We start from the raw sequence: 12,109 nt of genomic DNA on the forward strand, positions 1-12,109 counted from the left end.
TTTTTAGTACTACTTCAGAACTTCTTGCCGACCCAGTGGCTCGATTGCACAATGCCGCCGCCCAGCGGGTTCTGGACCCGCCCTTATCGCGGCATGCGTTGCCAGTTCGACAACCCGGCCGCCTTCCGGCGCCGGACTACTCAAGGATCACGCAGGAGATTTGTGAGTGCAGATCGGTGTCCCTCTCGAGACCCATGCCGGTGAAACACGGGTCGCCGCCACCGCTGAAACCGTCAAGAAACTGGTTGGCCAAGGCCACCAGGTGATCGTTCAGAGTGGCGCCGGCGTCAACGCCAGCCAGCCGGACAGCGCCTACGAGGCCGCCGGGGCGAAGATCGGCTCCGCCGCCGAAGCCCTGGGCGCCGAGCTGGTGCTCAAGGTGGTCGCCCCCAGCGCCGAGGAACTGGCGCAGATGAAGCCGGGCGCCGTGCTGATCGGCATGCTCAACCCCTTCGACAACGACAACATCGCGCGCATGGCCGAACGCGGCATCACCGCCTTCGCCCTGGAAGCGGCGCCGCGCACCTCGCGGGCGCAGAGCCTCGACGTGCTGTCGTCCCAGGCCAACATCGCCGGCTACAAGGCGGTGATGCTGGCGGCCAACCACTACCCGCGCTTCATGCCCATGCTGATGACCGCCGCCGGCACCGTGAAGGCCGCCCGCGTGCTGATCCTCGGCGCCGGCGTCGCCGGCCTGCAGGCCATCGCCACGGCCAAGCGCCTGGGCGCGGTGATCGAGGCCTCGGACGTGCGCCCGGCGGTGAAGGAGCAGATCGAGTCGCTCGGCGCCAAGTTCGTCGACGTGCCCTACGAGACCGACGAGGAGCGCGAGTGCGCCGAAGGCGTCGGCGGCTACGCCCGCCCCATGCCGGCCTCGTGGATGGAGCGCCAGGCCAAGGCGGTGCACGAGCGCGCCAAGCAGGCCGACATCGTCATCACCACCGCGCTGATCCCGGGCCGCAAGGCGCCGACCCTGCTCCACGAAGCCACGGTGCAGGAAATGAAGCCCGGCTCGGTGGTCATCGACCTGGCCGCGGCCCAGGGCGGCAACTGCCCGCTGACCGAAGCCGGGCAGGTAGTGGTCAAGCACGGCGTGACCCTGGTCGGCCACACCAACCTGGCCGCCATGGTCCCGGCGGACGCCTCGGCCCTGTACGCGCGCAACCTGCTCGACTTCCTCAAGCTGACCCTGTCCGCCGAAGGCTTCAAGGTCAACCTGGAAGACGACATCGTCGCCGCCTGCCTGATGTGCCGCGACGGCCAGGCCGTGCGCAAGAACGGCTGAGCCCTCCTTAATAAAGAAGAACCCGCCGGGCTTCAGCCCGGCCTAGAGACCGGTGAAAGACGATGGAAGAAATGCTGATCTCCCACGGGATCTACAACCTGATCATCTTCGTGCTGGCCGTGTACGTCGGCTACCACGTGGTATGGAACGTCACCCCCGCCCTGCACACCCCGCTGATGGCGGTGACCAACGCCATCTCGGCGATCGTCATCGTCGGCGCCATGCTGGCCGCCGCCCTGACCGTCACCCCGCTGGGCAAGATCATGGGCACCCTGGCCGTGGCCCTGGCCGCGGTCAACGTGTTCGGTGGCTTCCTGGTCACCCGCCGCATGCTGGAAATGTTCAAGAAGAAAGCGCCGAAAGCGCCGGCGGAGAAGCACTGACCATGAGCATGAACCTCGTCACCCTGCTGTACCTGATCGCCTCGGTCTGCTTCATCCAGGCCCTGAAGGGCCTGTCGCACCCGACCAGCTCGCGGCGCGGCAACCTGTTCGGCATGGTCGGCATGGCCATCGCCGTGCTCACCACCGTGGGCCTGGTGTTCAAGCTCGGCGCGCAACTGGCCGAGGGCGACAACGCCGCCGCCGGCATCGGCTACATCCTGGTCGGCCTGCTGATCGGCGGCAGCGCCGGTTCGATCATGGCCAAGCGCGTCGAGATGACCAAGATGCCCGAGCTGGTCGCCTTCATGCACAGCATGATCGGCCTGGCCGCGGTATTCATCGCCATCGCCGCCGTGGTCGAGCCGCAGTCGCTGGGCATCGTCCAGCACCTGGGCGACACCATCCCCACCGGCAACCGCCTGGAGCTGTTCCTCGGCGCGGCCATCGGCGCCATCACCTTCTCCGGTTCGGTGATCGCCTTCGGCAAGCTGTCCGGCAAGTACAAGTTCCGCCTGTTCCAGGGTGCACCGGTACAGTTCGCCGGCCAGCACCTGCTGAACCTGGTGCTGGGCCTGGCCACCCTGGGCCTGGGCCTGGTGTTCATGTTCACCGGCAACCTCGCCGCCTTCGCCCTGATGCTGGCCCTGGCCTTCATCCTCGGCGTGCTGATCATCATCCCCATCGGCGGCGCCGACATGCCGGTGGTGGTGTCGATGCTCAACTCCTACTCCGGCTGGGCCGCGGCGGGCATCGGCTTCTCGCTGAACAACTCGATGCTGATCATCGCCGGCTCCCTGGTGGGCTCCTCGGGCGCGATCCTCTCGTACATCATGTGCAAGGCGATGAACCGCTCGTTCTTCAACGTCATCCTCGGCGGCTTCGGCGCCAGCACCGACGACGCCGGCCCCGCCGGTGCGAAGGAAGCCCGCCCGGTGAAATCCGGCTCGGCCGACGACGCCTCCTTCCTGCTGACCAACGCCGACAGCGTGATCATCGTCCCCGGCTACGGCCTGGCGGTGGCCCGCGCCCAGCACGCGCTGATGGAGCTGGCGGAGAAGCTGACCCACCGCGGCGTCACCGTGAAGTTCGCCATCCACCCGGTCGCCGGCCGTATGCCGGGCCACATGAACGTGCTGCTGGCCGAGGCCGAAGTGCCCTACGAGCAAGTGTTCGAGATGGAGGACATCAACTCCGAGTTCGGCCAGACCGACGTGGTGCTGGTGCTGGGCGCCAACGACGTGGTCAACCCGGCGGCGAAGAACGACCCGAAGTCGCCGATCGCCGGCATGCCGATCCTCGAGGCCTACAAGGCCAAGACCGTGATCGTCAACAAGCGCTCGATGGCCAGCGGCTACGCCGGCCTGGACAACGAACTGTTCTACCTGGACAAGACCATGATGGTCTTCGGCGACGCCAAGAAGGTCATCGAGGACATGGTCAAGGCCGTCGAATAACGACAGCCGTCGATCCACGAGACACCGGCCGCGCGCCGGTGTCTTGCTTTGCCGCAAAGGAAAACCCTCTGGACTTTGGTAGTAAGGAAGGCAGTGGCGGGGCGATTTTTCGACCTTGGTATAAGGGCGAAAAATCGCCGAATCCCTAGACTGGCCGCCTTGCACTCCCCATAAAGCCTGAGGTTTTTCCATGTACCGTGATCGCGTGCGCCTGCCTTCCCTGCTCGAGAAGGTGATGACTGCTGACCAGGCCGCAGCCCTGATCCAGGACGGCATGACCGTCGGCATGAGCGGCTTCACCCGCGCCGGCGAAGCCAAGGCCGTGCCGGAAGCCCTGGCGCAGCGCGCCAGGCAGCAGCCGCTGAAGATCAGCCTGATGACCGGCGCGAGCCTGGGCAACGACCTCGACAAGCACCTGACCGAGGCCGGCGTGCTGGCCCGGCGCATGCCCTTCCAGGTCGACAGCACCCTGCGCAAGGCGATCAACGACGGCTCGGTGATGTTCATCGACCAGCACCTGTCGGAAACCGTCGAACAGCTGCGCAACCACCAGCTCAAGCTGCCGGACATCGCGGTCATCGAAGCCGTGGCCATCACCGAGGAAGGCCACATCGTACCGACCACTTCCGTGGGCAACTCGGCCAGCTTCGCGATCTTCGCCAAGCAGGTGATAGTCGAGATCAACCTGGCGCACAACACCAACCTGGAAGGCCTGCACGACATCTACATCCCGACCTACCGGCCGACCCGCACGCCGATCCCGCTGACCAAGGTCGACGATCGCATCGGCAGCACCGCCATCCCGATCCCGCCGGAAAAGATCGTCGCCATCGTCATCAACAACCAGCCGGACTCGCCCTCCACCGTGCTGCCGCCGGACAGCGAGACCCAGGCCATCGCCAACCACCTGATCGACTTCTTCAAGCGCGAAGTGGACGCCGGCCGCCTGGCGAAGAACCTCGCGCCGCTGCAGGCGGGCATCGGCAGCATCGCCAACGCGGTGATGTGCGGCCTGATGGAATCGCCCTTCGAAGACCTGACCATGTACTCCGAAGTGCTGCAGGACTCCACCTTCGACCTGATGGACTCGGGCAAGCTGCGCTTCGCCTCGGGCAGCTCCATCACCCTGTCGAGCCGCCGCAACGCCGACGTCTTCGGCAACCTGGAGCGCTACAAGGACAAGCTGGTGCTGCGCCCGCAGGAAATCTCCAACCACCCCGAGGTGGTGCGGCGCCTGGGGATCATCGGCATCAACACCGCGCTGGAGTTCGACATCTACGGCAACGTCAACTCCACCCACGTCGGCGGCACCAGGATGATGAACGGCATCGGCGGCTCGGGCGACTTCGCCCGCAACGCCCACCTGGCGATCTTCGTCACCAAGTCCATCGCCAAGGGCGGCAACATCTCCAGCGTGGTGCCCATGGTCAGCCACGTCGACCATACCGAGCACGACGTCGACATCCTGGTCACCGAGCAGGGCCTGGCCGACTTGCGCGGCCTGGCGCCGCGCGAGCGCGCCCGGGTGGTCATCGAGAACTGCGTGCACCCCTCCTACCGCGACGCCCTGGCCGCCTACTTCGAGGCCGCCTGCCTGCGCGGCGGGCACACCCCGCACATCCTGCGCGAAGCCATGAACTGGCACATCAACCTGGAAGAACGCGGCCACATGCTCGCCGCCAGCTGATCCGGCACGCCGGCGGGCCATTCCACAAAGAATGGCCCGCCAGGCTGGACAGTCGGAAAAAAACCACGTAAAAACACTCTCGAACAGTTTTTTATCCCACAGCGACTGTTCCACTTCTCCTACTGCCAACCCCGGCAGACCCTCTGAAAACCCCGCATTCCCCACCACCTGTGCACCATAACGGAGCACAGCGGTACAGTTCGCACCAAAAATGCCATTACAGTTCGCTGAAACAATTCGCTGACGCTATTTAATTCAAGGCAACTGTACCTATCGCGGCTGACCAAAAAGTCAGAAGATACTCCTCAACAACTTCCGCAACCCCACTACCCGCCAAAAGCGGGAAGGACGAAAATCATGGAACGTACCCTCGGTTCCGCCAACGTCAGCAGCATCCGTTCTTCCTCCACCGCCCACCGCAGCTTGGTCGGCACCGTCCGCCTGTGGCAGCGCCGCATCGAGAGCCGCCGCCAGCTGGCCCGCCTCGACTCGCGCCTGCTGGCCGACGCCGGCATCAGCGAAGCCCAGCGCTACGCCGAGCTGAACAAGCCGTTCTGGAAGTAAGCGATACAGCTTCAAACTGTTACGGTCCGCAATAGCTTTCACGGACTGTATCGGTCACACCGTAACGGGCCGCTCCCTCACAGGAAGCGGCCCGTACTGTTTTCGGCCTCCACGAAAGGCGCCCCGACAGGGTGCGGCCAAGCCGTACAGCCAGGCCCGACCACAGCCGTACAGTTGCCTCCTGCCGCAGCACTGTTCTCCCGGAATTTCCCCTACCTGCCTCTGCCTCCCCCGGGCGCCCGGTGCGAAGCTGAATCGCCCAGCACAACCGCGGAGGCCGCCGGCATGGAACGGGTTCTCGAAGGCAACAGCACGGACAGCAGTACAGTTCAAAACATCAGGGCAATGGTTCCGCGCCTGTTCGCCCTCCTTTGCCAGTGGCGCCGCAACGCCCACACCCGCCAGCAACTGGCCCTGCTCGGCGAACGCGAGCTGGCCGACGCCGGCATCGACCGCTGCCAGCGCGAGCGGGAACTTTCGAAACCTTTCTGGCGCTGACCGGCTGGTCGCCGCGGGCTGGCTCCGCTAGTCTGCATCGGTAACGCGCGGCAGCGTTGGCCGCGCGGTTTCATCTCGACTGGGAGTGTCCATCCATGAATCGTCTGCGCCTGCTCACCGCCGCCGCCCTGCTCACCTGCGCCAGCGGCGCCTTCGCCTCCAGCTTCATCGTCACCACCGATGCGCTGGTCGGCGCCACCAAGGCCACCTCCGACGGTACCACCGACATCACCAACTCCTTCCGCGACGACAAGATCGTCCTGGACGCCCGCGACGACGCCGCCACCTTCGTCGCCACCCAGGGGCAGGTGCGGGGCGCGCACCTGGAAGCGGCGCTGCGGCACATCCGCGGCAAGCTGCCGAGCCTGGCCGCCAACGACCTGCAACTGGCCCAGGCGATCCTGGTCATCTGATTCCCCGCCCCACCTGGCCCGGAGGCGCCTTTTCAGAGGGCCCGCCGGGCCTGCGAGGCTGGCTCTTGCCGGCGCATTCCGTTAGCCTTGTCGGCTGTGCTTTTCCGATCGCCTCAGCCCATGCGCAGCCTGCCATTCCTGCTCACCGGCCTCTGCCTGGCCACCCCCGTGCTGGCCTTCGAACAGACCACCATGTTCGTCGCCGGCAGCAGCTACGTGACCAGCAAAGTCACCAGTACGCCTTTCGAGAACAAACTGCTCGGTGCCGCCCGCGATGATGCCGCCAGCTACATCGCCACCGACGGCCAGGTGCGCGGAGCGCGCCTGGAACAGGCGTTGCGCTGGCTGCGCAAACAGCATCCGGAGCTCGCGGCGAACGATCGGGAACTGGCCGAAGCCATTCTTGCCCAATAAACCGTGAGCAGCCCTCGCTGCCGTTTCGGAGACACCCATGCGCCTCAGCTCGATCCCCAAGAGCCCCCTGATCCTCGGCCTGCTGCTGGCCGCCTGCGCCTCCAGCGTCCAGGCCCACTCGGTCGTCCGCCTGTTCAACATCAGCACCAACGCCACCGGCCGCAGCCTGGACTTCACCTCCGACACCACCACCTCGATCCGCGACATGAAGATCGTCCGCGAAGCCCGTGACGACGCCGCCAGCTTCGTCGCAAGCCAGGGCGCCATCCGCGGTGCGCAGCTGGAAGCGGCGCTGAAGGTGGTGCGCGAGCAGCTCCCGGAAGCGCGCGATGCCTCCGACCAGCAGCTGGCCGAAGCCATTCTCGCTCTGTGATCCCCCGCGGCCGCCGCTGGCTGGCGGCACTGAGCCTGCTCGCCGCCGCCAGCGCCCAGGCCGACCTGCGCCTGGCGCTGCAGCCCGACGGCCTCGCCCCGGCACAGCGCCAGGCCAGCCAGCAGCTGCTGGATGACGTCCGCCAGGCGCTGCCGCCGGCCTTCGTCCAGGCCCTGGACCGCCGCGTCGAGGTGGAGTGGCGCGACGACCTGCCGGGCAATGGCATGGGCCAGGCCCTGCGCCCCGGCGCCATCGCGCTGAACCGCAAGTACCTCGCCGCCCTCGCCGACGGCAGCGCCGCCACCCTCAAGACCGGCCGCAGCCATGGCACCCTGCGCCGCGAGCTGCAGGCCACGGTGGTCCACGAGCTGACCCACCTGTACGACCGCGGGCGCCTCTGGCTGCCCGCCGAGGCCCGGCTGATCCAGCGTTGCACGCGCCAGCAGGGCAGCACAGGGCGCATCGGCGAGGGCGCCGAGTGCCGCGGCCAGGCCAACCGCCGCTTCACCCTCTCCGACGACCCGCGCCTGCTCGACCTCGCCGGCTGGCCACAACTGGCCGGCAAGCGCGGCCAGCGCGAGCACGACAACCGCTTCGTCCTGCGCAGCCCGGACCGCTACGAGCTGAACAACCCGCGCGAGTTCGTCGCGGTGAACATGGAGTACTTCGTCCTCGACCCCAGCTACGCCTGCCGCCGCCCGGCGCTGTACCGCTACTACGCCGAGCGCTTCGGCGAGCGCCCGCAGCGCCAGGCCTGCGAACAGTCTTTCGCCTACCTCAACGCCGGCCGCGACTTCGGCCGCCAGCCGCTGGGCCGGCTGGACCCGGAGCGGGTCTACGAGGTCGACTACCTGCTGGCCGAGGCCAACGACCAGTGGGTCAGCCGCTGGGGCCACGCCATGCTGCGCCTGGTGGTCTGCGCCCCGGGCCGGCCGCGTGGCCCGGACTGCCGGCTGGACCTGGACCAGCACCTGGTGCTGTCCTACCGCGCCTTCGTCGGCGACCTGCAGCTGTCCAGCTGGGACGGCCTGACCGGCTCCTACCCGTCGCGGCTGTTCGTGCTGCCGCTGTCCCAGGTGATCGAGGAATACACCAAGATCGAGCTGCGCAGCCTGGCCTCGATCCCGCTCAGGCTCAGCCGCCAGCAGATCGACGAGCTGGTGGAGCGCGCCATGCAGGTGCACTGGGGCTACGACGGCAACTACTACTTCATCTCCAACAACTGCGCGGTGGAGACCCTCAAGCTGCTGCGCAGCGGCATCCCCGACGCACGCCTGCAGGACCTCGACAGCATCACCCCTTACGGCGTGGTGGAGATCATGGAGAACCGCGGCCTGGCCGACGCCAGCGTGCTCGACGAGCCCAAGCGCGCGCTGCGCCTGGGCTACCGCTTCGACTCCTTCCGCGACCGCTACCAGGCGATGTTCGAGGTGCTGCGCCAGCGCCTGGACATCCCCCAGGCCAAGGTCGAGGACTGGCTGGCCCTGCCCGCCAGCGAACGCCGCGCCTGGTTCGACAAGGCCGACCTGCGCGCCAGCGCCGCCATGCTGCTGCTGGAACAGGCCTCGCTGCGGCGCCAGCTGCAGCTGGCCCAGGACGAGCTGAAGCGCCTGTACCTGGGGCACCTCAACGATGCCCGCGCCGACCCCAAGCTGGTGGCGGCGGGCAAGACGCTGCAGCAGATCCTCGACGACAGCGGCTTCCTCAGCCAGCCGGCGGAGCTGCTGGACAGCGGCTACGGCCTGCCGCAGCCGGGCGAGTCGACGCGCCTGGAGCAGCAGACCCAGGCCCGCCAGGCGCGCCTGCGCCAGCTCAGCGACAACCTCGACCAGGAGGTCCGCGCGCTGCTGGAGCCGGAGCGCCGCGAGGAACTGCAGGCCCTGGAGGCCAACCTCAAGCAGCTCGGCGCGCACCTGCGGGCGCTGCACAAGGCGGCGGGTGGGTTCGAGTTGCCCTGAGGTTTCGTGCTGGCGAATGGTACTCACCTGCAGCTTCGGTGCGCTGGTTTGACTTCGGCCCCTCTCCCTAACCCTCTCCCTGAAGGGAGAGGGGACCGTTCGGTGTGCCTGGATGCTCTGGAGTCAGCCGGCAACACCGAAGGCATTCATTTGAAACCTTGCCTTATCTCGGCACGGACAAGCCCCCTCTCCCTTCAGGGCGGGGCGCGCAGCCGAGGGTTGGGGAGAGGGAAAGAAGCCGGACCGATACACCGAAGCTGCAGGTGAGCACCATTCGCCAGCAAGCCCGCTCCCACAACAGCCACCCCACCCCAAACGAAAAACGCGCCTTCAGGCGCGTTTTTCATCAACCGGGAAGCGCCTCAGCGGCGCCCCTCCAGCTTGAAGTAGAAGACCTTGGTCGCCTGCCGCGCGACGATGCGGCCGCCGCTGACGCGGGGTTCGAAGCGCCAGGTGTCCATGGCCTGGCGCACGGCGCTGTCGAACATCCGCGGCGGCGAGGAATCCAGCACCTGGATGTCGTCGATGCGGCCGTCGGCGGTGATGGTGAACAGCACCTTCACGTGGCCTTCGATACCGCGGCGCTGGGCCATCAGCGGGTACTTCGGCGAGTCCATGCGCAGCGGCTTGATGTCGCTGTCGTTGAGGCTGCCGGTGGGCAGGCCGGCCGGGCCCTGGGTGCCGGTCGGGGCGGCCTGGGCGCCCGGGGTGCTCTGGCCCACGGTCGGTGCGGCCGGGGCGGCGGCGGGGCGGGCGGCGTCGGCTGGGCCTGGGTTTGCTCCACCGGCTCGGGTTCGGGCTTGGGTTTCGGCTTGGGCTTGGGCGCCTTCTTCGGCACCGCCTTTTCCACCGGCTTGGGCTTGGGTTTCGGCGGCTCCGGCTTGGGCGGCTCGACCACCGGCTCCGGCGGCGTGGGTTGCGGCGGTTGCGGCTCGGGCGCGGCGGCCGGCGGCTCCTTCACCGGCTCGGGCTTGGGCGGCAGCTGCACCACGGTGACCTGCATGGTCGGCACTTCGCCACGGCCGAGGTTGAGCTCGTCGGGGCTGGGCATGGCCCAGACCAGGCCGGCAACCACCCCCAGGTGCAGCACCAGGGACAGCCCGGAAGACTTCCACCAGCCAGCCGGCTGGGGCGGCTGCTCCGCCTCTTCCACGCCTTCCACGGGCGCGGCGTAGGGAATCAGCAGTTCCTCGGCGACGGCCACTTCCTCGTCGCGGCGGGCGCCGGAGCAGTCCACCAGGCGCAGGTTGGCTTCACTGCCACGCTGGGCGCTGACGCAAGGCAGCGAGAGTCCTTCGTCGCTGTCGGAGGACGAAGGAAGTTCCGCGGCGGACGCGACGAGAGCAGAGCCCGCCGGCGAGCGCGATTGCGATGGCGCCATGGGAGAAGCCTGTGGGGAAATGACCAGAATCTGATAATTATTATCATTCGCCCCGCCGATGGCAACCTTATTGGCCATCGGCCAACCTGGCACAGGTCAACATTTGCTGCTGCAGGGCCTGCAGATCCTGCTCGGCGTCGAAGATCAGCTCCAGCCGATTGTCCCGCCGCCAGGCGCTGGGCTGCCAGGGTTCGGCGCCCGTCAGCCGGTTGCAGGCCTGCCAGCCGTCCTCGCAGTGCAGCACCGCCTTGGCCCGCAGCAGGCCGCCCAGGCCGGCCAGCCAGGCCTCCACCGCCGCGCGGCGGAAGCGCCAGTCGGCGTGCAGGCGCCAGCCGACGGCCTGGCGCCCACCCTCGCTGTGCACCTGCCGCAGGGGCGCGGCGCGGGTGAGCAGCACGGGCAGCTCGGCCATGGGCGCCGGCAGCTCCGCCGCTGCGTCCGATCCGATATTGGCGACGAACGGCAGGCGCGCGAAGGGCAGGCGCCCCTGCTCGGTCCAGACCTGCGGCAGCGCCGGCAGGTCGGCTTGCAGCCGCTCGCGGGCCGCCTCGTCCAGCCCTTCGCTCTTGTTCAGCACCAGCAGCGCGGCATCGGCCAGGGCGTCCCGTTGCGCCTCCGGCAGCGAAGCGCCTGCGGCCAGCGCCGCGGCGTCCAGCACCAGCAACAAGGGCTGTGGCGCCAGCACGCCGCGCCAGGGCGCCTCGCCCAGTTGGCGCAGCAGGGTGCGCGGGTGGCCGAGGCCGGAGGGTTCGATGAACAGCCGCTGCGGCCGCGCCTTGCGCAGCAGGCGGGCGAGGCCGACCTGGAAGGGCGCGCCGTTGACGCAGCACAGGCAGCCGCCGGCCACCTCGCCGATGGCCACGCCGTCGGCGTCGGTGGCCAGCAGCGCGGCGTCCAGGCCGACCTGGCCGAATTCGTTGACCAGCACCGCCCAGCGCTCGCCTGCCGGGCGCTGGGCCAGCAGGTTGCGGATCAGGCTGGTCTTGCCGGCGCCCAGTGGGCCGCCGATCACATGGGTGGGAATCTGTTCGAGCATGGCGCCATGTTGCCGCCTGACGAGGGCGGGGAAAAGCGCTAGAGTCGCCCCTTCGCTCAAAGGACCCCGCCTTCATGCGTCTGCCGGCCCTGCTCCTGTCGTCCTGCTTCGCCCTGCCCGCCCTCGCCCACGCCGAAGCCTGCGTGGTGCACAGCCGCGGCAGGAACCTCGACGTGAAGGTCTGCCAGCAGAACCGCAGCATCCCGGCGAAGCTGTTCCACGAGGGTTTCTGCCAGCCGCAACTGAAGGACCAGCAGGTCGAGGTGGCCTACGCCGACGCCTGCCCGACCGGCGCCTTCGGCGTCTGCGCCAACGCCCAGGTGCCCAACAGCCCCTACCGCCAGGACATCCACTACTACGGCGTGGCCAGCGACGCGCGCTTCCTCCAGCCGTTCTGCGAAAGCCAGAGCAAGGGCCAGTGGCAGGCCGGGCAGTGACCGTCATGCGCCTGTCATGGGCGGCTGCTCTACTGCTGGTCGGGTACCTCACACCCACTGGCACCCCACGCCAGCAAAGATCTTGGTGATAGGGCCGCCCCGCGCGGCCCTCTTTTTCGCCCCCTGCCATCCGGACCGGCGGTAGCGCCGTTCGTCCGCGCAAAGGTGTCTTGCGCAGCCGCCCCTTCTGTCAAAAGGTCACATCCGCTAAGTTTTCAGAGCGTGA

Annotated in this window: 12 protein-coding genes and 1 pseudogene; 11 read left to right on the forward strand and 2 right to left on the reverse strand. The window is 68.0% G+C overall.

The annotated features are described in order from the left end of the window. Window positions 1-166: 166 nt before the first annotated feature. From PKO50_RS30140 to PKO50_RS30185, 10 genes are all read left to right on the forward strand, one after another. Window positions 167-1,285 carry a Re/Si-specific NAD(P)(+) transhydrogenase subunit alpha gene (locus tag PKO50_RS30140; protein WP_089392841.1) on the forward strand — a complete coding sequence of 373 codons (1,119 nt, stop codon included), beginning with the start codon at window positions 167-169 and terminating at the stop codon, window positions 1,283-1,285. Between the two features lie 62 nt (window positions 1,286-1,347). After that, entirely contained in the window at window positions 1,348-1,668 is a 321-nt protein-coding gene (locus tag PKO50_RS30145) for an NAD(P) transhydrogenase subunit alpha (RefSeq protein ID WP_009614711.1), read from the forward strand. Between the two features lie 2 nt (window positions 1,669-1,670). Continuing rightward, window positions 1,671-3,122, forward strand: coding sequence for an NAD(P)(+) transhydrogenase (Re/Si-specific) subunit beta (locus PKO50_RS30150; protein ID WP_275628060.1), 1,452 nt, complete (start codon window positions 1,671-1,673; stop codon window positions 3,120-3,122). Between the two features lie 190 nt (window positions 3,123-3,312). Then, window positions 3,313-4,809: an acetyl-CoA hydrolase/transferase family protein gene (locus PKO50_RS30155; RefSeq protein WP_275628061.1), complete on the forward strand. Its 1,497-nt coding sequence runs from the start codon at window positions 3,313-3,315 to the stop codon at window positions 4,807-4,809. Window positions 4,810-5,166: 357 nt separating this feature from the next. Further along, entirely contained in the window at window positions 5,167-5,373 is a 207-nt protein-coding gene (locus tag PKO50_RS30160; protein WP_089392838.1) for a DUF1127 domain-containing protein, read from the forward strand. A 345-nt stretch (window positions 5,374-5,718) separates the two neighbouring features. Next, entirely contained in the window at window positions 5,719-5,871 is a 153-nt protein-coding gene (locus PKO50_RS30165; protein ID WP_275628062.1) for a DUF1127 domain-containing protein, read from the forward strand. Window positions 5,872-5,966: 95 nt separating this feature from the next. Beyond that, window positions 5,967-6,284: a DUF2388 domain-containing protein gene (locus tag PKO50_RS30170; protein ID WP_089392819.1), complete on the forward strand. Its 318-nt coding sequence runs from the start codon at window positions 5,967-5,969 to the stop codon at window positions 6,282-6,284. Between the two features lie 120 nt (window positions 6,285-6,404). Beyond that, on the forward strand, window positions 6,405-6,698 hold the full coding sequence (locus PKO50_RS30175; protein WP_109934432.1) for a DUF2388 domain-containing protein: 294 nt from the start codon (window positions 6,405-6,407) through the stop codon (window positions 6,696-6,698). Window positions 6,699-6,735: 37 nt separating this feature from the next. Further along, window positions 6,736-7,071, forward strand: a complete 336-nt coding sequence (locus tag PKO50_RS30180) for a DUF2388 domain-containing protein (protein ID WP_109934431.1) — start codon at window positions 6,736-6,738, stop codon at window positions 7,069-7,071. Beyond that, complete coding sequence (locus tag PKO50_RS30185; protein ID WP_275630549.1) at window positions 7,071-9,029, forward strand: DUF4105 domain-containing protein; 1,959 nt, start codon at window positions 7,071-7,073, stop codon at window positions 9,027-9,029. The genes PKO50_RS30180 and PKO50_RS30185 overlap by 1 nt, the downstream gene beginning before the upstream one ends. A 362-nt stretch (window positions 9,030-9,391) precedes the next feature. On the opposite strand, the pseudogene PKO50_RS30190 reads toward PKO50_RS30185, so the two are convergent. Together PKO50_RS30190 and PKO50_RS30195 are read right to left on the reverse strand one after the other, a co-directional pair. After that, window positions 9,392-10,410 (reverse strand): annotated as a pseudogene (locus tag PKO50_RS30190) (energy transducer TonB). Window positions 10,411-10,477: 67 nt separating this feature from the next. Then, complete coding sequence (locus PKO50_RS30195) at window positions 10,478-11,446, reverse strand: CobW family GTP-binding protein (RefSeq protein ID WP_275628063.1); 969 nt, start codon at window positions 11,444-11,446, stop codon at window positions 10,478-10,480. 74 nt (window positions 11,447-11,520) lie between these two features. On the opposite strand from PKO50_RS30195, the gene PKO50_RS30200 reads away from it, so the two are divergent. Continuing rightward, a complete protein-coding gene (locus PKO50_RS30200) occupies window positions 11,521-11,883 on the forward strand; it encodes an NADH:ubiquinone oxidoreductase (protein ID WP_109931666.1) in 363 nt (120 codons plus the stop codon). The last annotated feature ends 226 nt before the right edge of the window (window positions 11,884-12,109 follow it).

Source organism: Pseudomonas sp. 273 (genome assembly GCF_029201425.1).
Taxonomy (GTDB): Bacteria; Pseudomonadota; Gammaproteobacteria; order Pseudomonadales; family Pseudomonadaceae; genus Pseudomonas; species Pseudomonas delhiensis.

Excerpts from the sequence above, each read along its gene's own strand:
- PKO50_RS30160 (WP_089392838.1), top strand. The coding sequence starts at position 5,167 with ATGGAACGTACCCTCGGTTCCGCCAACGTCAGCAGCATCCGTTCTTCC.
- PKO50_RS30165 (WP_275628062.1), top strand. The coding sequence starts at position 5,719 with ATGGTTCCGCGCCTGTTCGCCCTCCTTTGCCAGTGGCGCCGCAACGCC.
- PKO50_RS30180 (WP_109934431.1), top strand. The coding sequence starts at position 6,736 with ATGCGCCTCAGCTCGATCCCCAAGAGCCCCCTGATCCTCGGCCTGCTG.
- PKO50_RS30145 (WP_009614711.1), top strand. The coding sequence starts at position 1,348 with ATGGAAGAAATGCTGATCTCCCACGGGATCTACAACCTGATCATCTTC.
- PKO50_RS30200 (WP_109931666.1), top strand. The coding sequence starts at position 11,521 with ATGCGTCTGCCGGCCCTGCTCCTGTCGTCCTGCTTCGCCCTGCCCGCC.
- PKO50_RS30170 (WP_089392819.1), top strand. The coding sequence starts at position 5,967 with ATGAATCGTCTGCGCCTGCTCACCGCCGCCGCCCTGCTCACCTGCGCC.
- PKO50_RS30195 (WP_275628063.1), bottom strand. The coding sequence starts at position 11,446 with ATGCTCGAACAGATTCCCACCCATGTGATCGGCGGCCCACTGGGCGCC.
- PKO50_RS30155 (WP_275628061.1), top strand. The coding sequence starts at position 3,313 with ATGTACCGTGATCGCGTGCGCCTGCCTTCCCTGCTCGAGAAGGTGATG.
- PKO50_RS30175 (WP_109934432.1), top strand. The coding sequence starts at position 6,405 with ATGCGCAGCCTGCCATTCCTGCTCACCGGCCTCTGCCTGGCCACCCCC.
- PKO50_RS30150 (WP_275628060.1), top strand. The coding sequence starts at position 1,671 with ATGAGCATGAACCTCGTCACCCTGCTGTACCTGATCGCCTCGGTCTGC.